A 24,985-nucleotide genomic window follows, 5' to 3' on the forward strand; every position below is an offset into this window, starting at 1 on the left:
AGGCCGCCCACCGGCACACCCAGTCCGGCCGGGCAGCCACCGAGCAGGCCGGGATCCCGGCCGCCGTATAAGGAGTTCCGTGTGAGACCGACCCCCCACAAGGCCCTCGCAGCCGGCGTCTTCGCCGTCGCCGCGGTGGCCGCCCTCTCGCTGCCCGTCACCCCGGCCGCCGCCGCACACTCCGCGGCCCCCGTGGCCGCCGCCTGCACCCCGGCGCAGGTGGTCACCAACGGCGACTTCGAGAGCGGTACCTCGTCCTGGACCCAGTCCTCGACGACCGTCATCACCAGCCGCACCGGGCAGAGCGCCCACGGCGGCACCAGCTTCGCCTGGCTGGACGGCACCGGCGGCACGCACACCGACACGCTCTCCCAGAGCGTGACGATCCCGTCCGGCTGCGCCGGCGCCACCCTCACCTTCTGGCTGCACATCGACACCGCCGAGACGACCTCGTCCACCGCGTACGACAAGCTCACGGCGAAGATCGGCAGCACGACGCTGGCGACGTACTCGAACCTCAACAAGGCCACGGGCTACGTCCAGAAGTCGTTCGACGTGTCGTCGTTCGCGGGCCAGACCGTGAGTCTCGCCTTCTCCGGCGTCGAGGACTCCAGCCTCCAGACGAGCTTCGTCCTGGACGACATCGCCCTCAACACCTCGGGCGACACGGCCCCGCCGGCCGACTCGACGCGCACGCCGGCCGCCCCGGCGTACACCGTGAGCCTGAGCAGCAACACCGCCGGCACCGTCTGGACCGGCCACGAGAGCACCACCTTCACCAACGCGTCGGCCACCCCGCTGACCGAGGTGTACCTGCGGCTGTGGGACAACTACCACGGCACCTGCTCCGCGCCGCCGATCACGGTCACGAATGTCACCGGCGGCACCGCGGGCGCCCTCTCGGTCGCCTGCACAGCCCTCCAGATCGCGCTGCCGACCCCGCTCGCGCAGGGTCAATCCACCACGATCGGCTTCGACTTGGGGATCACCGTCCCGAGCGGCGCCGACCGGTTCGGCTACGACGGCGCGTTCAGCATGATCGGCAACGCGCTGCCGGTCCTCGCGATCAAGGACGGCTCGGGCTGGCACCTGGACCCGTACACGAACAACGGCGAGTCCTTCTACTCCCTGGCCGCCGACTTCAAGGTGACCCTGGACCACCCGACCACCCTGCTGGTCCCGGCCACCGGCACCTCGGTCGACACCCCCGGCACCAGCGGCCGTACGGTGACCACGGCCACCGCGTCCAAGGTCCGCGACTTCGCCTGGGCGGCGGGTCCGTTCACCAAGATCTCGGGTACGTCGACGGCGGGCACCCCGATCAACATCTACTCGGTGACGGGCATCAGCTCCGCCAACGCCCAGTCGATGCTCACGACCGCCAAGTCCGCAGTTGACGCCCACGCGGGCCGCTTCGGGGCCTACCCGTACGGCGAGCTGGACGCCGTCATCGACAACAACTTCTGGTTCGGCGGCATGGAGTACCCCGGCTTCGTCCTCGACCTGGTCAGCACCACGGCCCTCACCCATGAGATCGGCCACCAGTGGTTCTACGGCATCGTCGGCGACGACGAGTACAACAGCCCCTGGCTGGACGAGGCGTTCACCGACTACGCCACCGACCTGGCCCAGGGCCTGACCGGCACCAACTGCTGGAACAACGTCTCCTGGGCGTCCTCCGCGGAGAACATCACCAACTCGATGGCCTACTGGGACGCCCACTCGTCCCGCTACTCCACCGTCGTCTACGGCTACGGCAAGTGCGCCCTGCACGACCTGCGCCGCACCCTGGGTGACACGGTGATGGCCAAACTCCTGAAGGACTACGCCACTTCACACTGGTACGGCGTCTCGACCACGGCCGAGTTCAAGGCGGCGGCACAGGCCGCGACGACCACGGACCTGACCTCGTTCTGGACGACGCACCGCATCATCGGCTGACGGAAGGGGGTGGCGGTGCGGTCGGCCGACCGCACCGCCACCCCCTTCGTGGTCGGACCAGAGGCTCGCGGCCGGTGCCTTCCCCTCGATTACCCTTCCGCCATGACCAGCAGCGGAAGCCGCCCACGTGATCACTCGGTGCAGTCCGTCGACCGGGCGGTGTCGATCCTCCAGGTGCTGGCCACGCGGGGTCCCAGTGGTGTGACCGAGATCGCCGAGGAACTCGGTATCCACAAGTCGACCGTGTTCCGGCTGCTGGCGACCCTGGAGTCACGGGGCCTGGTCGAGCAGGACACCGAGCGCGGGCGGTACCGCATCGGGTACACGATGGTCGAACTAGCCGCCGGGGCGAGCAAGGTGAACGACCTGTCCCTGCTGAGCCGTCCCGTCTGCCAGGAACTGGCCGCGGCCGTGGGCGACACGGTGAACGTGGCGATCCATGACGGACACGACGTGATCACCATCGACCAGGCGATCGGCGCGGCGGCGATCACGAGCATCGACTGGGTCGGCCGGCGCGCCCCGCTGCACGCCACCGCGGCGGGCAAGCTCTTCCTGGCGCACATGGCCCCCGACCAGGTCGCGGAGATCTTCGCCAGGGGGGCGGAGAAGTACACCCCGCACACGATCGTCGACCCGACGACCCTCGCGGCGGCCCTGGAGACGATCCGCGAGCGGGACTACGCCACCACCAGCGAGGAGCACGAGATCGGACTGGCCGCCATCGCCGCTCCGATCCGCGCCCTGGACGGCAAGGTCATCGCGGCCGTGACCCTGTCCGGACCGACCTTCCGTCTCAACGAGGACACCGTGCCCGGTCTCGCCGAACAACTGCTGGCAGCCGCCGCGAAGATCTCCTGGCGCCGGGGCCACGTGAAACGCGGATGAGCGCTGCGCGCACGGCGAGTTAACACGGCGGGCTATTGACGGCTGGGGATTCCCAGCTCCACCATTTGTCTCGTATGGCGATGCTGTTTTGCATCGCGAAACAGCGCCACAGCATCCTTCGAGGAGCAGCCGTGCCCTCAGCCATCCTGGATCCCCTGCTCCAGCCCTTCCGGCTCAAGCACCTCACCCTGCGCAACCGCGTGGTCAGCACCTCCCACGAACCGGCGTTCGGCGAGGACGGCATGCCCAAGAACCGCTACCGGGCCTACCACGTGGAGAAGGCGCGGGGCGGGGTCGGTCTGACGATGATCGGCGGCTCGGCGGTCGTCTCGCCCGACAGCCCGCCGGCGTTCGGCAACCTGCTCCTGTACCGCGACGACATCGTCCCGTGGCTGCGCCGGCTCGCCGACGACGTGCACGAGGCCGGGGCCGCCGTCATGTGCCAGGTCACCCATCTCGGCCGCCGTACCAGCAACTTCACCGGCGACTGGCTCCCGGTGGTGTCCGCCTCACCGCTGCGCGAACCCGCGCACCGCGCCTTCCCGAAGGCCGCCGAGTCCTGGGACCTGGACCGGATCGTCGCCGACTACGCTTCCGCGGCGGTCCGTTGCCGGGAGGGCGGTCTCGACGGCATCGAACTGGAGGCGTACGGCCATCTGCTGGACAGCTTCCTCTCGCCCGCGACCAACCACCGCGAGGACGAGTGGGGCGGTGGCCCGGAGAACCGCATGGCGTTTCCGCGCCGGGTGATCCGGGCCGTCCGCGAAGCCGTCGGTCCGGACTTCGTCGTCGGGATCCGGATGTCGCTGGACGAAGCACAACCAGGCGGCCTCACTTTTGACGAGGCACTCACCGCCGCCCGGCAATACACCGTCGACGGCATCGACTTCATCAGCACCATCCACGGCTCCATCGAGCGGGACGCGTCCCTGGCGAAGGCCATCCCGTCCATCGGCACCCCGCTCGGTCCGTACCTGGAGTTCACCGGCGAGATCAAGCGACGCCTCACCGTCCCCGTGATGCACGCGGCACGCATCGCCGACGTCGCCACCGCACGGCACGCCCTGCGCGAAGGACTGCTCGACCTGGTCGGCATGACCCGTGCGCAGATCGCCGATCCGCACCTGGTCGCCAAGGTGCAGGCCGGCCGGGAGGACCGCATCCGGCCCTGTGTCGGGGCGAGTTACTGCCTCGACGCGATCTACGACTCCGGCGACACCAAGTGCGTCCACAACCCGTCCGTCGGCCGGGAACTCCACCTGCCTCACATCGTCCCCCTCACAACTGGCCGCCGCAGGAAGGCAGTTGTCGTCGGAGCGGGACCGGCCGGCCTGGAGGCGGCGCGGGTGCTGGGCGAACGCGGGCACGACGTCGTCCTGTTCGAGGCGAGCGACCAGCCCGGCGGGCAGATCAGGCTGGCCGCGTCGAACCCGCGCCGGGCCGACCTGATCCAGATCGTCGACTGGCGCCTCGCCGAGTGCAAACACCTCGGCGTCGGCCTGCGTCTGGGCACGTACGCCGAGGCCGACGACGTCCTCGCCGAACACCCCGACCTCGTGATCGTCGCCACCGGGGGCATGCCCAACCGCGGCTTCCTCACCGCCGGCGAGGGCCTGGTGGCCGACACCTGGGACGTGATGACGGGCTCGGTGCGCCGCCCGCGCGGCGAGATCCTGGTCTACGACGACCACGGCGGCTACCCGGCCATGGACGCCGTGGAGGTCCTCACGGCCTCGCCCGACGTCCGGATCGAGTACGTCACCCCGGAGCGCGCCCTCGCCCCCGACGTCGGCAGCATGAACTCACCTGCCTACCTACGGGCGTTCACCGCGCACGATGTCACCATCACGCTCGCCCGGCGGCTGCGCTCCGTGCGCCGCACCGGGGACGGACGGCTGGCCGCGACCCTCTACAGCGAGTACACCGAGGCCGAGACCGAGCGGATCGTGGACCACGTGATCGTGGAGCACGGGACCCTGCCGGCGGACGAGCTGTACGTCGAACTCCTCCCCGGATCCACCAACTTCGGTGAGGTCGACCACCGCGCCCTGCTGGCGAACGAGCGGCAGTCCGTGGTCCGCAACGAGGCGGGCCGCTACCAGCTCTTCCGCGTCGGCGACGCCGTCGCCTCCCGCAACATCCACGCCGCGATCCACGACGCGCTGCGGTTGTGCCTGCCGGTCTGAGCGCCACCCCCGTCCGCACGTCAACTCCCCAGTCGTACCGGAGAGATGAGATGAAGCAAGCGACCTCCGACGTCGGCGACCTCGTTGCCCGCCGTCCCGCCGGTCAGAGCCTCGAAGCGCCGTTCTACGTCGGCGAGGAGTTCTTCGACCTCGACATCGAGGCCGTCTTCGCCCGGAGTTGGCTGTTCGTGGCCGCCGAGGCGGAGCTTCCCGAGCCCGGCGACTATGTGACGGTCGACCTCGGGTCGTACTCGGTCCTCGTCGTGCGCGACGACGACGAGGACGTCCGGGCCTTCCACAACGTCTGCCGCCACCGCGGGGCGCGCATCCTCAACGAGGAGCGCGGCTCGGTGGGCAACATCGTCTGCGGATACCACCGTTGGACGTACGGCGTGGACGGCAAGCTGCTGTACGCCGAGTCCCAGGCGCCCGGCTTCGACCCGTCCTGCTTCGGCCTGCGGTCCGTGCACGCGCGCACGGTGGCCGGACTGGTCTTCATCTGCCTCGCCCAGGAACCGCCGGAGGACTTCGACGAGGTCGCCGCCCGCATCGCGCCGTACCTCGCACCGCACCGCCTGGCCGAGGCAAAGGTCGCCACGCAGATCGACCTGGTCGAGAACGGCAACTGGAAGCTGGCCATGGAGAACAACCGGGAGTGCTACCACTGCGTGGGCCATCCCGAGCTCCAGGCCTGCTACTTCCCCATCTACGGCTACCAGGAGAAGGACATCCCGCCCGCGCTGCGCCCGGCCTACGGGCGCTTCCTCGTGGCCGACGCCGAGGCCCGCGAGACCTACGACTCCCTGGGCCTGCCCTACGCCGAGATCGAGGAACTGGACACCCGCCCCACCGGTTTCCGCATCCAGCGCGAACCACTCGACCTCGCCGGGGAGTCGTACACCCCGGACGGCACGGCCGCGTGCAAGCGCCTGCTGGCGGACTTCCCCACGGCCCGCCTGGGCCGGCTGTCCATGCACATCCAGCCCAACTCCTGGTTCCACTTCATGGCCGACCACGCGATCACGTTCTCCGTGACCCCGCTCGGCCCGGACCGCACCCTCGTCCGCACCACCTGGCTCGTGCACGCCGACGCCGTAGAGGGGATCGACTACGACCTCGACACCCTCACGAAGGTGTGGCAGGCCACGAACGACCAGGACGCGGTGCTGGTCGCCCGCGCCCACCAGGGCATCAGCAGCCCTGCCTATCTGCCGGGCCCGTACGGTCCGACGGAGGAGCAGGTCGAGGCGTTCGTCAACTGGTACGTGACCAGGCTCAAGGCACACCTGGAGCTCCAGCCATGAGCGAGACCGAAGAGCTGCTGGTCTGCCGTCAGGTGCACCCGCTCACGCACGACGTCTCCACGTTCGTGTTCGAGTACGCCGAACCCCGGCTGTTCCGGCACGACCCGGGCCAGTTCCTGACCCTGACCCTCGACATCGACGGCGGGCCGGTCCAGCGCTGCTACACCATCTCCTCACCACCCACCCGCCCCTTCCTGCTCTCGATCACGGTGAAGCGCGTACCGGGCGGGCTCGTGTCGAACTGGCTGCACGACCACCTCGGGCCGGGCGACACCGTACGGGCACACGGACCGCTCGGCGACTTCTCCACGGCCCGGCATCCGGCGCGGAAATACCTCTTCCTGTCCGGGGGCGTCGGCGTGACGCCGTCGATGTCGATGACCAGGACGCTGTACGACCTCGCGGACCCCGCCGACGTGGTGTTCGTGCACAGCGCGCGCACCCCGGCGGACATCGTCTTCCGCCACGAACTCGACCTCATCGCCGCGACCGCGCCCAACATCCGGATCGTCCACATCTGCGAGGAGGACCGCCCGTACGCCCCCTGGGGCGGACACCGCGGCCGGCTCACGATCGAGACGCTCCGGCAGATCGCGCCGGACTTCCTCGAACGGGAGGTCTTCACCTGCGGCCCCGCCCCCTACATGGCCGCCGTACGGCGCATGCTGTCGGACGCGGGCCTCGACACGGACCACTACCACGAGGAGAGCTTCACCTTCGAGACACCGACCGGGCAGGCCGACACCTCGTCCGCCACCGCTGCGGACGCCGGTTTCAAGATCGAGTTCACCCGCAGCGGACGCACCATCGAGTGCGACGCCGACACCTCGCTCCTCGCCGCCGCGTCCAGAGCCGGCCTGAGCCTCCCGGCCTCGTGCGCGCAGGGCATGTGCGGCACCTGCAGGACGACCCTGCTCTCCGGCTCCGTCGACATGCAGCACAACGGGGGCATCCGGCCACGCGAGATCGCCCAGAACAAGATCCTGCTCTGCTGCTCGAAGCCGCTGGAGGACGTCGTGATCGACGCGTGAGGACCATCCTCCACCAGGCAGAGGGGCTACGACCGTCGGTCAGCGGAGCTGCCGACCGAACGCCTCGTACGCCGCCTCGTCGAAGAGCACGAACGTGACCTCCTTGACCGATGTCTCCGCCGCCCGCACGGTTTCTACGGCGATGCGCGCCGCGTCGTCCATCGGCCAGCCGTAGATCCCGGCGGAGACGGCGGGGAACGCGACGGTACGGGCGCCGAGTTCGTCGGCGATGCGCAGCGACTCGCGGTAGCAGGAGGCGAGTTGGTCCGAGCGGTCCTCCTCGCGGGAGTAGACCGGGCCCACGGTGTGGATCACCCACTGGGCGCACAGTTCGCCCGCCGTCGTCGCGACCGCCTGACCGGTGCGCAGGCCCTTGCCGTAGTGCGAGGCGCGCAGCTTCCGGCAGGCCTCCAGGATCGCGGGGCCGCCCCTGCGGTGGATCGCGCCGTCGACGCCCCCGCCGCCCAGGAGTGAGGAGTTGGCCGCGTTGACGATCGCGTCGGCACTCTGGCGGGTGATGTCGCCCTGGACGAGCTTGATGGTGGTCATGACTGCCTCAGTCTGCGCCAGACGGCCTTCGCCGCGTTGTGTCCCGACATGCCGTGCACACCGGGTCCGGGCGGGGTCGCCGAGGAGCAGATGAAGACGGCCGGGTGCGGGGTGCCGTACGGGGAGAGGGAGAGTTTGGGGCGCAGCAGGATCTGGAGTCCGGAGACCGCGCCGGTGCCGATGTCGCCGCCGACGTAGTTGGCGTTGCGGGCGGCGAGTTGGGGCGGGCCCGCGGTCGCGCGGGCGAGGACGCGGTCGCGGAAACCCGGGGCGAAGCGCTCCAGTTGGCGTTCCAGGGCGTCCGTGAGGTCGCCGGTCCAGCCGCTCGGGACGTGGCCGTAGGCCCAGAAGACGTGCTTGCCGGCGGGGGCCCGGGTGGGGTCGACGACGCTGGGCTGCACGGTGATCATGAACGGCCGGTCGGGGGCGCGGTTCTCGCGGGACGCGGCGCGCAGGGCATTGCCGATCTCCGTGCTGTCGGCGCCGATCTGCACGGTGCCGGCGGTGCGCGCCTCCTTGGCGGTCCAGGGCACGGGGCCGTCCAGGGCGTAGTCGATCTTGAAGACGCCGGGGCCGTAGCGGAAATTCTCGTAGTAGTTGCCGAAGTCCGCGATCTTCGCCAAAGCCGTGGGCGAGGTGTCGAAGACGTAGGCGCGGGCCGGGGGGAGGTCGTCGAGGCGCTTGACCTCGTAGTCCGTGTGGATCTCGCCGCCGAGGTCCTTCAGGTAGGCGGCGAGGGCGTCCGAGACGGACTGGGAGCCGCCGCGCGCCACCGGCCAGCCACGCGCGTGTGCGGCGAGGGCGAAGACCAGGCCGATGGCTCCGGTGGCGAAGCCGTTGAGCGGGGCCATGACATGGCCGACCAGTCCGGCGAACAGGGTCTTGGCGCGCTCGTCCCGGAAGCGGCTGGTCAGCCAGGTCGACGGGGGCAGACCGGCCAGACCGAAGCGGGCGAGGGTGACCGGGTCGCGGGGCAGCGAGGTGAGCGGCAGGGACATGAAGTCGCGGACCAGGGTGTCCCACTTGGGGAGGAAGGGCTCGACCAGCCTGCGGTACGCCCCCGCGTCGCGCGGTCCGAAGGAGGCGGCCGTCTCCGCGACGGACCGGGAGAGCACGGCCGCGCTGCCGTCTGTGAACGGGTGCGCCATGGGCAGCCCGGCGTGCAGCCACTCCAGGCCGTAGCGCTCCAGGGGCAGGGCGCGGAACGCGGGCGAGTTGATCCCGAGCGGGTGCGCCGCCGCGCAGGGGTCGTGCCGGAAGCCGGGGAGGGTGAGCTCCTCGGTGCGGGCGCCGCCGCCGACGGTGTCCCTTGCCTCGAAGATGGCCACGGAGAAGCCGCGCCGGGCCAGCTCCACGGCAGCCGTCAGTCCGTTCGGCCCCGCACCCACTACGACCGCATCGAGCATCGACGGCACCTTCGGACCCCTTCGTCAGCCGATGGCAACTCAGGGTCAGGATATGCCGCGGGACCGACAACCCCGGGGCCAGCCCGTCCAGTGTGCGGAACCCGTGACCCTACGACGCCCTCAGCAGCTCGCGCACCCGCCGGGCCGTCGCCGCGTCCCGGGCCGCTGTGAACGGCAGTGCGTTGCCGCCCGTGATACGGAAGGGCTCTCCGGTGAGTGTGAGGTGGGCGCCGCCCGCCTCCTCGACGAGGAGCAGGCCCGCCGCATGATCCCACGCCGCCTCCCAACTGAAGCCAATGGCATCCAACTCGCCCCGGGCGATGGCGAGATACTCCAGTCCGGCCGAACCGCACGGGCGCGTGCGCACACCGTCCGCCCAGAGGCCGAGCAGGGCGCGCTTCTGGGCGTCGGTCGTGTAGTCGGGGTGGGAGGTGGCCACTTCCAGGTCCCGGGCGGGGTCTGGGGCACCGGGGCGCAGCCGGACGCCGTCGAGGAAGGCGCCGCCGCCCTTCACCGCCGTGGCCAGTTGGTCGCGGGCGGGGGCGTAGGTCCAGGACGCGAGGAGTTCGCCGTGCCGGGCGAGGGCGACCAGGGTGCAGAAGCCGGTCTCGCCGCGCACGAACTGACGGGTCCCGTCGACCGGGTCGACGATCCAGACCGGGGCGTCGCCCTGTATCGCCTCGTAGGTCTCCGGGTCGGCGTGCACCGCTTCCTCGCCGACCACGACCGAGCCGGGCAGGAGGGCGCCGAGCACCTGCGTGAGGTGCCGCTCGGCGTTGCGGTCGGCGTCCGTGACCAGGTCGTGCGGGCCGCTCTTCTGGTCTATCTCGTGCGCGGCGAGCTGCCGGAAGCGGGGCATGATCTCGGCCGCCGCCGCCTTGCGGATCGCGTCCTCGACGTCGGCCGTGTGCTGTACGAGAAACTCGTCGATGGTTTCGGTGTCTTCGATCATGTCTCCATGAGAGCACGGGCCACTGACAATCCTCACCCGCCCGGTGCACTCCGGGTGGAATCACCATGAACACCCGGATTCGCGATCACCGTCCGATGCACCCTCCGCGTCACCGCCCGACGGCATACCCCTGCATGCCCCGCGGGTTCGCCGCCGCCGAGAGGATCCCGGCCGCCGGGTCCCGGGCGACCGCGCACAGCCGTCCCTCCGACCAGGCGTCCCCGACGGTCACGTCGTGGCCGCGCCGGCGCAACTGCTCCACCACCGTCTCGTCCATGCGGGACTCGACGGTCACGCTGCCCGGCCGCATGCCGCGCGGGTAGAAGGAGCCGGGGAAGCTGTCGTTGTGCCAGTTCGGGGCGTCGATCGCGCCCTGGAGGTCGTGGCCGCCGCGTGCCTTCGCGCGCGTGGCGACCGCCAGGAAGAAGTGCAGCTGCCACTGGTCCTGCTGGTCCCCGCCGGGCGTGCCGAACGCCAGGACCGGCACTCCGTCGCGCAGGGCGATCGACGGGGTGAGCGTGGTGCGCGGACGGCGGCCCGGCGCAAGGGAGTTGGGCAGTCCCGGCTCCAGCCAGGCCATCTGCAGCCGGGTGCCGAGGGGGAAACCCAGCCCGGGCACCACCGGGTTGGACTGGAGCCAGCCGCCGCTGGGCGTGGCCGCGATCATGTTGCCCCAGCGGTCGACGACGTCGAGGTGGCAGGTGTCGCCCCGGGTGCCGCCGTCGGCCGTGAGCCGCGCGACGGTCGGCTCCCCCGCCCCCATCGGGTCGAAGCCGGAGTCCGCGGGCGCCACCACGCGCGCGTGCCCGCTCAGCCGCGGCACGCGCCCTCCGGGACTGCCTGGCCGTAGTTCGTGCGACGCCTTCTCACCGATCAGCTCCCGTCGCGCCGCGTTGTAGTCCGCCGACAGCAACTCCTCCAGTGGTACGGCCTCTTCGCCCGCGTCCCCGTACCAGGCCTCCCGGTCTGCCATCGCGAGCTTGCAGCCCTCGATCAGGAGGTGGACGTAGTCGGCGGATCCGTAGGCGGGCAACTCGGGCGGAAGCAGCGCCAGTTGCTGGAGGAAGGCCGGGCCCTGGCTCCAGGGGCCGGCCTTGCAGAGTGTCCAGCCGTTCCAGTCGTACGTCGCGGGGGCCTCGTAGGAGGCGGACCAGGAGGCCAGGTCGGCGGCCGTGAGGGTGCCGGTGTGGCGCTCTCCGCTGGTGTCCATGGTGGGCCGTCCCGACTGCCGGACGAGCGCCTCGGCGATGAACCCGGACCGCCACACCGCCCGTGCCGCCTCGATCTGCGCCTCCCGGTCCCCGGCCCCGTCGACCTCGGCGAGCAGCCGCTTCCAGGTGGCGGCGAGGGCGGGGTTGCGGAACAACTCGCCGGGGCGGGGCGCCTTCCCGCCGGGCAGGTACACCTCCGCCGACGAGGTCCACTCCGTCTCGAAGAGCTGCCGTACGGTCTCGACGGTCGCGCCGACGTTCTCCACGCACGCGTGCCCGTCCTCGGCGTATCCGATGGCGTACTTCAGGACGTCGGCGAGGGACTTCGTGCCGTGGTCGCGGAGCAGCAGCATCCAGGCGTCGAAGGCGCCGGGGACGGCCGCGGCGAGGGGGCCCGTGCCGGGTACGAGATCCAGACCGAGTCCCCTGTAGTGGTCGATCGTGGCTCCGGCGGGGGCGACGCCCTGTCCGCACAGCACCCGCACCTCGCCGCCCGCGGGGGCGAGCAGGATGGGCACCTCGCCGGCCGGGCCGTTGAGGTGCGGCTCGACGACGTGCAGGACGAAGGCCCCGGCGACGGCGGCGTCGTAGGCGTTGCCGCCGCTCTCCAGGACGGCCATCGCCGACTGCGAGGCCAGCCAGTGGGTGGAGGACACCATGCCGAAGGTGCCCTGGAGGGTGGGGCGGGTGGTGAAGGACATGTCTCACCTCGGTGGTCGCGCACGTGGTCGCCCTGATCGGGCAGCAGACTATCGACCGGGGGCGTGCACACGTCATCGCCCTACTTCGCCGGAGCGAACACGCGCTGTGCCGCGACCACCGCCCCGCCGCGCGCCCACTCCTCGAACGGCAGGGGGCGGACCACGAGATCGCAGTCCACCGCGGCACCGAAGGCGTGGTCCACGAAGGCCTGCCGGATGTGGTCGGCGAACAGGTCGTAGGAGGCGACGCCCTCGCCGGAGATGATGATCCGCTCCGGTCCGATGAGGTTGGCGACGCAGGCCAGGGCGAGGCCCACGGCGTGTCCGGCGCGGGCGAAGACGGCCCGGACGGCGGGGTCGCCGGTGTGCGCGAGGCGGATCGCGCCGTCCATGGTCAACTCCGCGTCGCCGGTGGCCTGTCGGGCCTGCTCGACGATCGCGTGGGTGGAGGCGACCGCCTCCACGCACCCGGTGTTGCCGCAGGTGCAGACCCGATCGGTGCCGCTCACGGGCAGATGCCCCACCTCGCCCGCCACGCCGTGCGCTCCGGAGACCACCCGGCCGGCGACACAGAGCCCGGCGCCGATGCCGGCGCCGACGGTGACCAGGGCGAAGATCGACAGCCCGACACCGGCGCCGAACCACTGCTCGGCCACGGTCAGCGCGCGTACGTCGTTCTCGATGACCGTGGGTGTCCCGGTGGCCGTCTCGACCAGTTGGGCGAGCGGGACCCGGCGCCAGTTGAGGAAGGGCGAGTACTGGACCGTGCCCAACTGGCTGTCCACGTCGCCGGAGATGGTGACACCGACACCGTGGAGGTCGGCGGTGCCCTCCAGGTTGGCCGCAGCGCGCAGTTCGTCGACCAGCCGGGCGATGGCCAGCACCACGGTGCCCACGTCGCGTGAGTCGAGGCGGACGCGCCGGGAGGCCAGCGGACGGGCCGTCAGATCGGCCAGTACGCCGATGAGTTCCTCGCCGGTGACCTTCACACCGGCGAACAGGGCGCGTTCGGCCCGTACTTCGACCGGGGTCGCCGGGCGGCCGCTCGTCCGCTCGGTGGCGGGCCTGCCGCCCTCGGTGATCCAGCCGTCGGCCATCAGCGAGGTGGCCACTTTGGTGACGGCTCCCGCGGTCAGTCCGGTCCGCCGGCCGATCTCGGCGCGACTCAGCGGACCGTGCTGGAGCAGGGTCTGCAGGACGAGTGCGGCCGCGGGTGGCTGGTCGGCGAGGGTCATGGGGCGACGTTACCTTTCCTTTGGAAAGTAAGACAAGGGATATACATCGGCCCTATGGGCCTGAAACCGCAGGTCATTCGACAGCAGGTGGCCGAAACCCCCCACCAGGACGCACAAAGGTCGGAGTTTTCTGGCCGTCGACTATGTTGACGCTGGAAGGAAACTAAGCCTAGATTCGCCGCACTCCTCGTCGGGGCGGACGGGACGGTCCTGCGCCGGTGAGGAGTGTGTGGCCCCCACCCACTCGCCCGTTGGTCCCAGCGAACCCCCTCGGTGATGTCCCGGGACGACCACCACCGAGAGGCTCCCCGCACCTCGACACCTCAGGCGGGAACCCGCCTGCAGCCGCGCCCTGACGGAGTACACACATGCCTCGTCCAGCTCGACCCACACGTCTGAGAACTCTCACCTGCCTCACCGCGCTGACGGCGGCGCTCGTCGTGCCCGCCTCCGCACGGGCCGCGACCGCCGCGGACGCCTCGGGGGCCCAGGCATCCGGTGCCACGACCACGCCCATCGTGGCCGCCAAGCCCTACATGGGTTACAGCACCTGGAGCGTCGAATCCACCAACTTCCCCGGCTACGGCGGGGACTGGCTCACCGAGGCGCACGTCCTGCAGCAGGCGGACGTACTGTCCTCGAAGTTGAAGTCGCACGGCTACAACTACGTGAACGTGGACGCCGGTTGGAACGACGCCAAGGGCGACGCCTATGCCCGGCCGACCCCGAACCTGACGAAGTTCCCGCACGGGATGAAGTACCTCGCGGACCAACTCCACCGCAAGGGACTGAAGTTCGGCCTCTATCTGGCCGTCGGCCTCTACCAGCAGGCGTACAACGACGGCAAGACGCCCATCTACAACGCCCCGGGCTGCACCACCAAGGACATCGTCTACCCGGACCTGCGCAAGACCAGCGGCTGGGACGACGTCTCCTACCAGCTGAACTTCTCCAGCCCATGCACCACGAAGTACATCCAGTCCGAGGCCGACCAACTGGCCTCCTTCGGCGTCGACTTCCTCAAGATCGACGGGGTGGGCCCCGGCTCCAACCAGGGCGACGACGCGCACAACAACGTCCCCGACATCCAGGCGTGGCACACCGCTCTGAAGAACACCGGGCGGCCCATCGAGTTCACCCTGTCCTGGTCGCTCAGCCACAACCAGGCCGACGTCTGGAAGGCCAACTCCAACGGCTGGCGCATCGACACGGACGTCGAGTGCTACTGCGACACCCTGGTGACGTGGAACAACTCCGTGAAGGCGCGCTGGAACGACGTCGTACCGTGGATCGACGACGCCGGGCCGGGACACTGGAACAACCTCGACTCGCTCGACGTGGGCTCGGACGTCATGGACGGCGTCAACCAGACCGAGCGGCAGAGCTACATGACGCTGTGGGCCATCGAGGCCGCGCCGCTGTACATCGGTGACGACCTCACCAAGCTCGACAAGTACGGTCTGAAGCTGCTCACCAACGACGAGGTCATCGCGGTCGACCAGGCGGGCAACCCGGCCAGGCCGGTCAGCCAGAAGACCCCGCAGCAGGTCTGGTACTCCCGTAACACGGACGGCAGTTACACCGTGGCCCTGTTCAACCTGGGCAAGGGCTACTCGGACGTGACCGCCGACTTCAGCGACCTCGGCATCAGCGGCAAGGCCAAGGTCCGTGACCTGTGGAGCCACAAGAACCTCGGCTCGGTGAGCGGCAAGTTCACCGACAACCTGGCCCCGCACGGCTCGCGTCTGCTGCGCATCACGCCTCCGAGCACCGGCAGCCACCCGGGTGTGCCGCTGAACGTGCACGGCACCGCGTCGACGGCCGGCAGCGTCTCGCTCGCCTGGAGCGCGGTGAACTCCGGTACGAAGACCACCGGTTACGACGTGTACGCCAACGGCACCAAGACGGCCACGGTCACCGGCACCTCCGCCACCGTCAGCGGTCTGAAGGCCGGCACCGCCTACTCCTTCACCGTGGTCGCCCACGACGCCAAGGGCGGAAAGTCCGCCCCCAGCAAGGCAGTTGACCTCACCACCCCGGCGGCCGGCGGACCGGTGTCCTACGAGGCCGAGGCCTCCGGGAACACCCTCACCGGCAACGCCTCCGCGGGCGACTGCTCCGCGTGCTCGGGCGGCAAGAAGGTCGGCAACCTCGGCGGCACCGGAACCCTGGCGGTCAACCACGTTACCGCTCCCCGCGACGGCACCTACCTGATGAAGCTCGACTACACCGACGGCTCCACCGGCCGCACGATGATCATCGGCACGGGTGACACCTCGTTCCAGCAGTTCCTGCCCGGCAGCAACGACAACAACTGGGGGCAGCCGAGCTCGATCACGGTGCCCGTCCAGCTGAAGGCCGGCGACAACACGATCACCTTCGGCAACGCCTCGGACTACGCCTCCGACGTGGACCGCATCACCCTCTGACCGTCGTCCGTCCGACCCCGGCCAGCCTCCACCCGACCGACATCCGAGGAGAGTTCCGTGGTGGTCACATCACAGGGCGAGCCCAAGACGCCGACCACACCGCCGTCCGCCGCGGTGACCACCACGGCCACCGCCCCCGGCTCAACCCCCCGCGTCCGCAAGACCCGTTCGGCCCGCAGGGCGAGCCGATACGCGCCGACCAGGTCCGCGGCGGCCCGCCGCCGCGACCTGCCGGTCGCACTCCTGCTGATCATCCCGTCCGTCGTCGGATTCGCGGTCTTCTACGCCTATCCGACCCTGCGCGGCATCTACCTCAGCTTCACCGACTTCCATGTCCTCACCCCGCCCAACTGGGTGGGACTGGCCAACTTCCACCAGATGTTCGGCGACGACGTCTTCTGGCACTCCCTGCTCGTCACCGTCTACTTCGTGATCCTGGCCGTCGTCTTCGGCACCCTGGCCTCCCTGGTGACGGCCGTGGTCCTGCACCGGGTGACCAAGTCGTCGGCGCTGCGCGGCGTGATCCTGCTGCCGTTCCTGATCTCCAACGTCATCGCCGCGCTGGTCTGGCAGTGGATGCTCGACCCGTCCCTCGGTGTCGTCAGCCTCGTCCTGCAGCATCTGACGGGCCACTCCATCCTCTTCTTCGGCAGCAGCGCCTGGGCCATCCCGTCCCTCGCCGCGATCAGCATCTGGAAGTGGATGGGCTACTACTCCCTGCTGATCTTCGCCGGACTGCAGACCATCCCGGCCACCATCTACGAGGCCGGCCGGGTCGACGGCGCCAGTGAGGTGCAGATGTTCCGGCGCCTCACGGTGCCCCTGCTGCGGCCGATCCTGGTCATGGTGGTCGTCCTGACGGTGATCAACTCCTTCCAGGTGTTCGACATCGTGCAGGTCACCACCCAGGGCGGCCCGGCCAACGCCTCGAACGTGCTGCAGATGTACATCTACAGCAAGGCGTTCAGGCAGTTCGACTTCGGCTACGCGGCCACCCTCTCGCTCGCCCTGTTCGCCCTGCTCATCACGGTCACCTTCACCCAGCTGCGGCTCGCCCGCGCAGGCGAATCCGACCTGAGCTGAAGGAGCCCGTCATGGCAGTCACCCTCGCCCCCGGCCGGGCGGCCACCGCGCAGCCCCGGCCCCGGAAGAACCGCAGACGCCTCTCCCCCGGCAGGATCGTCGCCTGGACCTATCTGGGCATCGTCGTCCTGATCACCCTCTTCCCCTTCTACTGGATCCTGCGCACCGCGCTGTCCAACAACTACAAGCTGTCGACGCACCCGTCCTCGCCGCTGCCGGTGGGCTTCACCTGGGGCGCCTTCGAACGCGTCCTCGGCATCGCCTCCACCGCCGAGGCACAGGCCCAGGGCGGCTCGGGCGCGGCCATCAACATCGCGCTCTACCTGCGCAATTCACTGATCTACGCGTCCGTGCAGACCGTGCTGATCGTCCTGTTCGCCTCGGCCGGCGCCTACGCGTTCTCCCGGCTGCACTGGCGGGGCCGCAACCTGGTCTTCAACATCCTCATCACCGCGCTGATGGTGCCCAGCGTCTTCACGCTGCTGCCCAACTTCGTCTTCGTCAAAGACCTCGGACTGACCAACACGTTCGCCGGACTGATCCTGCCCGGGGCGCTCTTCCAGGCGTTCACACTGTTCTTCCTGCGGCAGTTCATGCTCGGCCTGAGCACCGAGGTCGAGGAAGCCGCCATCATCGACGGCGCCGGCCCCCTGCGGATCTTCTTCCGGGTCATCCTGCCGATGTCGACCGCACCGATCGCCACCGTCTCGTTGCTGATGTTCGTCAACGCCTGGAACGACTACTTCTGGCCGCTGCTGATCACCAACAGCCAGGACGTGCAGCCGCTGACCCTCGCACTCGGCGTCTTCAAGCAGTCCTCACCCCAAGCCGCCCCCGACTGGGCCGGGTTGATGGCCGCCGCCCTGGTCGCGGCCCTGCCGATGCTGCTGCTGTTCGTCGCCTTCGGCAAGCGCATCGTCAACTCCATCGGCTTCTCCGGCCTCAAGTGACCGGCCCCACCCCGCGATTGGACGACACAGCCATGCACTCCAGCGACCTGGTGCTGAGCTGGCCCGCGCCCGCCGCCATCTGGACGGAGGCCGCCCCGGTCGGCAACGGCAGGATCGGCGCGATGGTCTTCGGCGGCACCGGCCGGGCCCGTATCCAGATCAACGACTCCACCGTCTGGTCCGGCACCCCCGACGGACCGGCCACCGCCCTCGCCGAACTCCGCGCGCAAGGGGCCGGCCCGGAGCGGCTCGAAGAGGTCCGCGCCGCGCTGCGCGCCGGTGACCAGGACCGCGCCGAGTCCCTCCTCATGACCTTCGAGGGGCCCTACACCCAGGAGTATCTGCCGTACGCCGACCTGCACTTGACCGTGCCGGGCGGCGAGCGCGCCGCGTACCGCGGCAGGACGCTCGACCTGGACACCGCGGTCGCCGAGGACGGCTTCGACCTCGACGGGACGACGATACGGCGCCGGGTCTGGGCCGATGCAGTCACCGGCGCGCTGTGCGTGACACTGGACGCGGACGGCGGCACGGTCGACCTGGCCGTCGAACTGTCCACCCCACTGCGGGAGATACTCCGCTCGGCCGCGCCCGACGGCATCACGCTGGGCATCGAGATTCCGGTGGACGGCGCCCCCGCCCACGAACCCGAGGTCGCGGAACCGCTGCGCTACGCGGACGGTCCCGTCGACGGCTACGACCCCTTCGGCGCCCTCGCGCTCGCCGTGCACACCGACGGCACGACGACCGTGGACGACGAGGGAGGTCTGCGCGTCACCGGCGCCTCGCAACTCCTGATCACCCTCGCCAGCTCCACCGCGGCGGACCGCGACTGGAGCGGGGCCCCGGCCGTGGACCGCGCCGCCCATCTGGCCGACGCCGGCGACCTCGCGGCGCGGGCCCTCGCGAAGGGCGCCGACCGTCTCCTCAAGGACCACGAGGCAGACGTACGGGCCCTGTTGGGCGGCACGTCGCTGCGCGTCGGGCCGCGCCGCTCCGGCACCTACGACGTCGCCCGCGACGTCCTCGGCGGCGACGACGAACTCCTCACCGCCACCGTGCTGTTCCAGCTCGGCCGCCACCTCCTGGCCACCGCCTCCCGCCCGCACACCGGCCCCCCGGCCAACCTCCAGGGCATCTGGAACGCCGAGCTGCGCCCCGCCTGGTCGTCCAACTACACGATCAACATCAACACCCAGATGAACTACTGGGGCGCGGAGACGGTCGGGCTCAGCGCCTGTCACGCGCCCCTTTTCGACCTGCTCGACCGCATGGCCGTCCAAGGCGCGCGGGTGGCACGGGAGTTGTACGGTGCGCGCGGCTGGGTGGCGCATCACAACACCGATCCGTGGGGATGGGCGCTGCCGGTCGGCATGGGGCACGGCAACACCTCGTGGGCGCTGTGGATGATGGGCGGCGCCTGGCTGTCCCAACACCTGTGGGACCACTACGAGTTCACCCGCGACCCCGGCTTCCTGCGGGAGCGGGCCTGGCCGTTGCTCAGTGGCTGCGCCGAGTTCCTGCTCGACTGGCTCGTCGACGACGGCACGGGGCATCTGGACACGCTGCCGTCGACCTCCCCGGAGAACCTGTTCCTGGCCGACGGCGTCCCGAGGTCCCTGACCCGCTCCGCAGCCATGGACCTGGCGCTGATCCGCGCCACCTTCCAACGGACCCTGGCGGCAGCCGAGTTGCTGGGCCTGGACACCCCGCTGACCGGCGAGATAAGCGCGGCGCTGCCCCGGCTGCGCCCGCTGCCCCTCTCGCCGGAGGGGCGGCTCCAGGAGTGGGCCGAGGACCTGACGGAGGCCGACCCGCACCACCGTCACCTCTCGCACCTGATCGCCGTACACCCGCTGGGTCTGATCGATCCCGACTCGACCCCCGAACTGGCCGACGCCGCAAGGAAGTCGATGGACCGGCGCGGGCCGGGGGCGATGGGCTGGTCGTGGTCATGGAAGATCGCTCTGCGGGCATGGCTGCGTGACGCCTCGACCGCGCGCTCGCTGTTCCTCGAAGCCGTACGGCCACTTGACGGCGACTCCGGAGTGGACGCCCCTGTGGACGGCTCGCGTTGGGGCGGGCTGCTGCCCAACTTGTTCTCCACGCATCCGCCGTTCCAGATCGACGGCAACTACGGACTGATGGCCGGCGTCGCCGAGATGGTGGTGCAGAGCCACACCGGCATCCTCGATCTGCTGCCCGCGCTGCCCGTTCAGTGGGCCGAAGGTGAGGCCCGGGACCTGCGCTGCCGCGGCGGTCTGGCCGTCGACTTCGCCTGGAACGAGGGCGAGTTGACCGCTGCGACCGTGCGTCGGCTCACCGGTGACTCCGCCGAGACCGTGCGGGTCCGGTGTCTCGGCCGCACGACCGAGCTGCTGCTTCCGGTCGGTCACCAGGTCGAGTTGGACGCTCTGCTGCGGCCCCGAGGGGAGCCGGTGCCGTGCTGAGCGAGCAGGACGTCCCCGAGCTGTTCGCCTACCGCAGCGCCTACCGCGAACCCGCCGACTTCGACACCTTCTGGAAGGGCACCCTCGCCGAGACACGCGCCGGACAGGAGGCCTCGCTCAGACTGACGGAGGTCGCCACCGGTCTGGAGACGGTCGACGTCTTCGACGCCGTACTGCCCGGCTTCGGCGGCCACCCCGTCCGCGCCTGGCTGCGGATGCCCCGGCAGCGGGGCGGCCCGCTGCCCGCCGTGGTCCAGTTCCACGGCTACGGCAGTGGGCGCGGCGCCCCGATCGACGACCTGCTGTGGGCCTCCGCCGGGTACGCGCATCTGCTGGTGGACGCGCGCGGCCAGGGCGGTGCCTGGGCGGGCGGGGGCGCGACCCCCGACCCGGTCGGCAGCGGCCCTGCCCATCCCGGTTTCCTCACCCGGGGCATCGAGGACAAGGACACCTACGTCTACCGGCGGGTGTTCACCGACGCCGTCCGTGCCGTGGACGCGCTGCGCGCCCGCACCGATCTCGTCGATCCGGACCGGGTCGCCGTGGTCGGCCCCAGCCAGGGCGGCGGTATCGCCCTCGCGGTCGCCGGACTGGTGCCCGGCCTGGCGGCGGCGCACTTCCAGTCGCCGTTCCTCTGCGACATCCGGCACGCCACCCGGCTCACCTCCGCCGAGCCCTACGCCGAGATCATCGGCTATCTGGCGGCCCGCCGGGACCGGGTGGAGCAGACCTTCGACACCCTCGACTACTTCGACGGACTCGCCTTCGCCCGCCGCGCGAACGCCCCGGCCTGGTTCTCCGCCGGGCTGCGCGACGAGGTGTGTCCGGCCGTCACCGCGATCGCCGCCTACCACGCCTACGCCGGCCAAAAGGAGCTGCGGCTGTGGGAGTTCAACGGCCACGACGCCGGCGGGCCCGAGGACCTGGCCGTCGCACTGGGCGCGTTCGGCGCCCTCCTCAAGACGTCGTCCCATCCGCTGGTGCAGCCGTCCCCCGCACCGACCGCGTCATCCCGAAAGAAGGAACAATGAGAAGAATCAAGGGAGTTCGAAAGACGGTCGCGCTGGGCGCCACGCTCACGCTGGCCGCGCTGCTCTCCGCGTGCTCCAACGGCTCCTCCTCCGCCGGCGGTTCCAAGACCGTCAACTGGTGGACCTGGGACGACAAGCAGGCCGCCGCGTACAAGGTGTGCGCCACGGACTTCGAGAAGGCCAACCCCGGCACCAAGGTGAAGATCACGCAGTACAACGTGAACGACTACTTCACCAAGCTGACCGCCGGATTCGTGGCCGGCAGCGCGCCCGACGCCTTCCAGAACAGCGTCCAGTTCTTCCAGGCGTACGCCTCCCAGCACCAACTGCTGGCGATGGACGACTACATCAAGAAGGACAACTTCGACCTGTCCCGGTTCTCGGTCGGTGTGGACGCCTGGAAGTACACCGACGGCAAGCAGTACGCCCTGCCGCTGGACTGGGCGGCGGCCGGCCTCTACTTCAACGACGACGCCATCAAGAAGGCCGGGTACACCGAGAAGGACGTCGACTCGCTCAACTGGAACCCCGACAACGGCGGCACGCTGGGCAAGATGATCGCCCACCTGACGATCGACGCCAAGGGGCGCCGCGGCGACGAGAAGGGCTTCGACAAGTCCCACGTCAAGACCTACGGCTACGGGGAGATCGCGGCCAAGGACTTCATCGGCCAGACCACCTGGAGCCCGCTGGTCAGCACCACCGGCTGGCGGCTGGGCGACAAGGCCAGCTGGCCGACGGTGTTCAACTACTCCGACCCGCGGTTCGTGAAGACGATGGACTGGATCCGCTCCCTGACCGACAAGGGGTACGCGCCCAAGATCGGGCAGTTCACCGACAGCGTCAGCGACGTCGACCTGCTCTCCTCCGGCAAGGTCGCCATGGAGACCGGCGGTTCGTGGGAGGCCTCGACCTTCGTGAAGATCCCCGGCCTCAAGGTCGGCATCGCCCCCACCCCCTACGGCCCCGACGGCAAGACCAGGTCCGTGCTGAGCAACTCCAACGGGAACAACATCTGGGCCGGCACCAAGAACCCCGAGCAGACCTGGAAGTGGGTCTCGTACATGGGCAGCGAGGCCTGCCAGTCCAAGGCCTCCCTGACCGGCACCTTCTTCCCGTCGATCCCGGCCTCCATGGACGCCTCGGCCGCGGCGCTGGCCAAGACGGGCGTGGACCTGTCCGTCTTCACGGACATGATCAAGGACAAGGTCCTCTACCCGTCCCCGGTCTACGGCAACGGGGCGGCCCTCCAGGACGCCCTGCAGCCGCTGTTCCAGGCCTACTTCGCCGGCCAGAAGAGCGACTCCGTCTTCACGGACATGCAGAAGCAGAGCAAGCAACTGCTCGCCAAGAAGTGACCCCACCACTCCTCCGCACTCCCTGTCCGGCCACCGGACGGGCCCACTGAGCCGGGCCCGTCCGGTGGAACCCGGCGATCGGAAAGGACTCTGCATGTCGGACACCACGGCGCGGATCCACATCCTGCGCGCGGCGGGCACGGCCCTCGTCGTGGAGCTCACCGAGCCGGTGCCCAGGGTGCTGCACTGGGGGGCCGACCTGGGCGACCTCCCGCAGGACACCCTCGCCGCGCTCGCCCTGACCGGCGAACCCGCCGTGCTCAACAACTCCGTCGACGTCCCACGCCGGTTCACCGTCTGGCCCACCGAGGCCGACGCCTGGTCCGGCACCCCGGCCCAGGAGGGCCATCTCGTCGGCGCGTTCGCCGCGCCCCGGCTGACACTGACCGACAGTTCCTACCAACCATGGTCTACGGGCGGGGAGTTGACCCTTCACCTCACCGACCCCGGCACCGGGCTCGACGTCACCCTCTCCTACCGCCTGGAGCCCTCCGGGGTACTGGGCGTACGGACCACGCTCACCCGCCGGCCGGACGCCGACCCGGCGCCGTACGACCTGTCGAGCGTCACGACGCTGCTGCCGCTGCCGCGCCGGGCGTCCGAGGTCCTCGACTTCACCGGCAAGTGGAGCCGGGAGCGCTCACCGCAGCGGCAGCCGCTGGGCTTCGGCACGCATGCCCGTGAGGTGCGGCGGGGCAAGCCGGGAGTGGACTCGCCGTACGTCATGGCGGTGGGCGTGCCCGGATTCGGCTTCCGCGACGGGGAGATCTGGGCGGTCCATGTGGCCTGGAGCGGCGACCAGCGGTATCTGGCCGAGCAGTTGCCGGAGGGAGCGGGCACCCATGCCGCGGTGCTCGGCGGCGGCGAACTCCTGCGGGCCGGGGAGATCCGGCTCGCGCCCGGCGAGTCGTACACCGCTCCGGTCTGTCACTTCGCCTGGTCCGACCGGGGCCTGGACGGGCTCGCCGACCGCTTCCACACCCTGCTCCGGGCCCGCCCCACGCATCCGCGCGGCCCTCGCCCGGTGATCCTCAACAGCTGGGAGGCGGTGTACTTCGACCACGATCTGGACCGGCTGCTGCGGCTGGCCGACCGGGCCGCCGAGGTCGGTGTCGAGCGGTTCGTGCTCGACGACGGCTGGTTCCGGGGCCGTCGTTCGGACGACGCCGGGCTGGGCGACTGGACCGTCGACCCGGTGGTGTGGCCCGAGGGGCTGACCCCGCTGGTGGACCATGTGCGGTCGCTCGGCATGGAGTTCGGGCTGTGGGTGGAGCCGGAGATGATCAATCTTGACTCCGACCTGGCCCGCGAGCACCCCGACTGGGTGCTGGGCCCCGCCCGTGGGGTCGGTCCCGCGGCCCGCCATCAGCATGTGCTGGACCTGGCCAACCCCGATGCCTGGCAGTACCTGTTGGACGCGCTGGACGCGCTGGTGGAGAAGTACGCCATCGCCTATCTCAAGTGGGATCACAACCGGGAACTCCACGAGGCAGTGCACGGCACCGCCGACCGTCCCGTGGCGCATGCCCAAGTCATGGCCCTCTACCGGCTCATCGACGCCCTCCGGGAACGCCATCCCGCGCTGGAGATCGAGAGCTGCGCCGCCGGTGGCGGACGCGTCGACCTGGGCATCCTGGAGCGGACCGACCGGGTCTGGGCCTCGGACTGCAACGACCCGGTGGAACGCCAGACCATCCAGCGCTGGACCGCGCAGCTACTACCCCCCGAACTGGTCGGCACCCACGTAGGGCCGCGCACCAGCCACACCACCGACCGGGTCAGCTCCGACCAACTCCGCCTGACCACCGCCCTGTTCGGCCACGCAGGCATCGAGCAGGACCTGACCCGCTGCTCCCCGGAGGAACTCGCCCGCCTCACCGCCTGGACCGCCCTCCACCGTGAACTGCGCCCGCTGCTCCACGGCGGCCGCACGGTCCGCGCCGACCTCACCGACGAGTCGACGCTGCTGCACGGAGTCGTGGCTTACGACGGCTCGGCGGCGCTGTACTGCTGGGCGCGGCTCGCCACCTCCCCCGAGGGCCAGTACGGGCGCGTGCCGTTGCCCGGCCTCGACCCGGAAGCCGCCTATCGGGTACGGGTACGGACCGAGTTGGGCCTGCCGTCGTTCCACGAGGTGGCGGAGCCCGCCTGGTTCTCCGCAGCCCTCGACGACGGGCTGTCCCTCCCCGGCTCCGTACTCACCCTTGCCGGCCTCCCCCTGCCGAACCTCAACCCCGAACAGGCCCTGCTCCTCGAACTCACGAGGACGGCCCGCTGACC

The 24,985-nt window shown here is 70.4% G+C and carries 17 protein-coding genes; 12 read left to right on the plus strand and 5 right to left on the minus strand.

Annotation, left to right across the window (positions count from 1 at the left end; genetic code table 11):
* Window positions 1–81 precede the first annotated feature (81 nt).
* From OH768_RS10845 to OH768_RS10865, 5 genes are all read left to right on the plus strand, one after another.
* Complete coding sequence (locus OH768_RS10845) at window positions 82–1,941, plus strand: M1 family aminopeptidase (RefSeq protein ID WP_406452465.1); 1,860 nt, start codon at window positions 82–84, stop codon at window positions 1,939–1,941.
* A gap of 102 nt (window positions 1,942–2,043) precedes the next feature.
* On the plus strand, window positions 2,044–2,829 hold the full coding sequence (locus OH768_RS10850) for an IclR family transcriptional regulator (RefSeq protein WP_406452467.1): 786 nt from the start codon (window positions 2,044–2,046) through the stop codon (window positions 2,827–2,829).
* Between the two features lie 131 nt (window positions 2,830–2,960).
* Window positions 2,961–5,015 (plus strand): FAD-dependent oxidoreductase, encoded by a 2,055-nt coding sequence (locus OH768_RS10855; protein ID WP_406452469.1) that lies wholly within the window; start codon window positions 2,961–2,963, stop codon window positions 5,013–5,015.
* Window positions 5,016–5,065: 50 nt separating this feature from the next.
* Window positions 5,066–6,319: an aromatic ring-hydroxylating dioxygenase subunit alpha gene (locus tag OH768_RS10860; RefSeq protein WP_406452471.1), complete on the plus strand. Its 1,254-nt coding sequence runs from the start codon at window positions 5,066–5,068 to the stop codon at window positions 6,317–6,319.
* Complete coding sequence (locus tag OH768_RS10865) at window positions 6,316–7,350, plus strand: 2Fe-2S iron-sulfur cluster-binding protein (RefSeq protein WP_406452473.1); 1,035 nt, start codon at window positions 6,316–6,318, stop codon at window positions 7,348–7,350. The genes OH768_RS10860 and OH768_RS10865 overlap by 4 nt, the downstream gene beginning before the upstream one ends.
* 39 nt (window positions 7,351–7,389) lie before the next feature.
* Here OH768_RS10865 and OH768_RS10870 read toward each other — a convergent pair whose 3' ends face one another.
* The 5 genes from OH768_RS10870 to OH768_RS10890 all read right to left on the minus strand — a co-directional run bounded on the left by OH768_RS10870 (window position 7,390) and on the right by OH768_RS10890 (window position 13,404).
* Complete coding sequence (locus OH768_RS10870; protein ID WP_406452475.1) at window positions 7,390–7,899, minus strand: O-acetyl-ADP-ribose deacetylase; 510 nt, start codon at window positions 7,897–7,899, stop codon at window positions 7,390–7,392.
* A complete protein-coding gene (locus tag OH768_RS10875) occupies window positions 7,896–9,305 on the minus strand; it encodes a phytoene desaturase family protein (protein WP_406452477.1) in 1,410 nt (469 codons plus the stop codon). Before OH768_RS10875 ends, OH768_RS10870 begins: the two co-directional genes overlap by 4 nt.
* A gap of 109 nt (window positions 9,306–9,414) precedes the next feature.
* The gene (locus tag OH768_RS10880) at window positions 9,415–10,257 is read right to left on the minus strand and encodes an inositol monophosphatase family protein (RefSeq protein WP_406452479.1); all 843 of its coding nucleotides are present in this window, start codon (window positions 10,255–10,257) and stop codon (window positions 9,415–9,417) included.
* 109 nt (window positions 10,258–10,366) lie between these two features.
* A complete protein-coding gene (locus OH768_RS10885; RefSeq protein ID WP_406452481.1) occupies window positions 10,367–12,169 on the minus strand; it encodes a gamma-glutamyltransferase family protein in 1,803 nt (600 codons plus the stop codon).
* Between the two features lie 80 nt (window positions 12,170–12,249).
* Complete coding sequence (locus tag OH768_RS10890) at window positions 12,250–13,404, minus strand: ROK family protein (protein WP_406452483.1); 1,155 nt, start codon at window positions 13,402–13,404, stop codon at window positions 12,250–12,252.
* Window positions 13,405–13,772: 368 nt separating this feature from the next.
* Here OH768_RS10890 and OH768_RS10895 point away from each other — a divergent pair, with 368 nt between their 5' ends.
* The 7 genes from OH768_RS10895 (at window position 13,773) to OH768_RS10925 (ending at window position 24,983) form a co-directional block, all read left to right on the plus strand.
* Window positions 13,773–15,833: a fibronectin type III domain-containing protein gene (locus tag OH768_RS10895; protein WP_406452485.1), complete on the plus strand. Its 2,061-nt coding sequence runs from the start codon at window positions 13,773–13,775 to the stop codon at window positions 15,831–15,833.
* 57 nt (window positions 15,834–15,890) lie between these two features.
* The gene (locus OH768_RS10900) at window positions 15,891–16,916 is read left to right on the plus strand and encodes a carbohydrate ABC transporter permease (RefSeq protein ID WP_406452487.1); all 1,026 of its coding nucleotides are present in this window, start codon (window positions 15,891–15,893) and stop codon (window positions 16,914–16,916) included.
* A gap of 11 nt (window positions 16,917–16,927) precedes the next feature.
* Complete coding sequence (locus tag OH768_RS10905) at window positions 16,928–17,866, plus strand: carbohydrate ABC transporter permease (protein WP_406452489.1); 939 nt, start codon at window positions 16,928–16,930, stop codon at window positions 17,864–17,866.
* Between the two features lie 32 nt (window positions 17,867–17,898).
* Entirely contained in the window at window positions 17,899–20,316 is a 2,418-nt protein-coding gene (locus OH768_RS10910) for a glycosyl hydrolase family 95 catalytic domain-containing protein (protein ID WP_406452491.1), read from the plus strand.
* Window positions 20,310–21,347: an acetylxylan esterase gene (locus OH768_RS10915; RefSeq protein WP_406452493.1), complete on the plus strand. Its 1,038-nt coding sequence runs from the start codon at window positions 20,310–20,312 to the stop codon at window positions 21,345–21,347. The genes OH768_RS10910 and OH768_RS10915 overlap by 7 nt, the downstream gene beginning before the upstream one ends.
* Window positions 21,344–22,705, plus strand: a complete 1,362-nt coding sequence (locus tag OH768_RS10920; protein ID WP_406452495.1) for an ABC transporter substrate-binding protein — start codon at window positions 21,344–21,346, stop codon at window positions 22,703–22,705. The genes OH768_RS10915 and OH768_RS10920 overlap by 4 nt, the downstream gene beginning before the upstream one ends.
* Before the next feature lie 94 nt (window positions 22,706–22,799).
* Complete coding sequence (locus OH768_RS10925; protein WP_406452497.1) at window positions 22,800–24,983, plus strand: alpha-galactosidase; 2,184 nt, start codon at window positions 22,800–22,802, stop codon at window positions 24,981–24,983.
* Window positions 24,984–24,985 lie beyond the last annotated feature (2 nt).

It is taken from the genome of Streptomyces sp. NBC_01622 (assembly GCF_045209635.1).
Classification (GTDB): Bacteria; Actinomycetota; Actinomycetes; order Streptomycetales; family Streptomycetaceae; genus Streptomyces.

Excerpts from the sequence above, each read along its gene's own strand:
- OH768_RS10850 (WP_406452467.1), top strand. The coding sequence starts at position 2,044 with ATGACCAGCAGCGGAAGCCGCCCACGTGATCACTCGGTGCAGTCCGTC.
- OH768_RS10860 (WP_406452471.1), top strand. The coding sequence starts at position 5,066 with ATGAAGCAAGCGACCTCCGACGTCGGCGACCTCGTTGCCCGCCGTCCC.
- OH768_RS10865 (WP_406452473.1), top strand. The coding sequence starts at position 6,316 with ATGAGCGAGACCGAAGAGCTGCTGGTCTGCCGTCAGGTGCACCCGCTC.
- OH768_RS10870 (WP_406452475.1), bottom strand. The coding sequence starts at position 7,899 with ATGACCACCATCAAGCTCGTCCAGGGCGACATCACCCGCCAGAGTGCC.
- OH768_RS10875 (WP_406452477.1), bottom strand. The coding sequence starts at position 9,305 with ATGCTCGATGCGGTCGTAGTGGGTGCGGGGCCGAACGGACTGACGGCT.
- OH768_RS10880 (WP_406452479.1), bottom strand. The coding sequence starts at position 10,257 with ATGATCGAAGACACCGAAACCATCGACGAGTTTCTCGTACAGCACACG.
- OH768_RS10885 (WP_406452481.1), bottom strand. The coding sequence starts at position 12,169 with ATGTCCTTCACCACCCGCCCCACCCTCCAGGGCACCTTCGGCATGGTG.
- OH768_RS10890 (WP_406452483.1), bottom strand. The coding sequence starts at position 13,404 with ATGACCCTCGCCGACCAGCCACCCGCGGCCGCACTCGTCCTGCAGACC.
- OH768_RS10895 (WP_406452485.1), top strand. The coding sequence starts at position 13,773 with ATGCCTCGTCCAGCTCGACCCACACGTCTGAGAACTCTCACCTGCCTC.
- OH768_RS10905 (WP_406452489.1), top strand. The coding sequence starts at position 16,928 with ATGGCAGTCACCCTCGCCCCCGGCCGGGCGGCCACCGCGCAGCCCCGG.
- OH768_RS10910 (WP_406452491.1), top strand. The coding sequence starts at position 17,899 with ATGCACTCCAGCGACCTGGTGCTGAGCTGGCCCGCGCCCGCCGCCATC.
- OH768_RS10920 (WP_406452495.1), top strand. The coding sequence starts at position 21,344 with ATGAGAAGAATCAAGGGAGTTCGAAAGACGGTCGCGCTGGGCGCCACG.
- OH768_RS10925 (WP_406452497.1), top strand. The coding sequence starts at position 22,800 with ATGTCGGACACCACGGCGCGGATCCACATCCTGCGCGCGGCGGGCACG.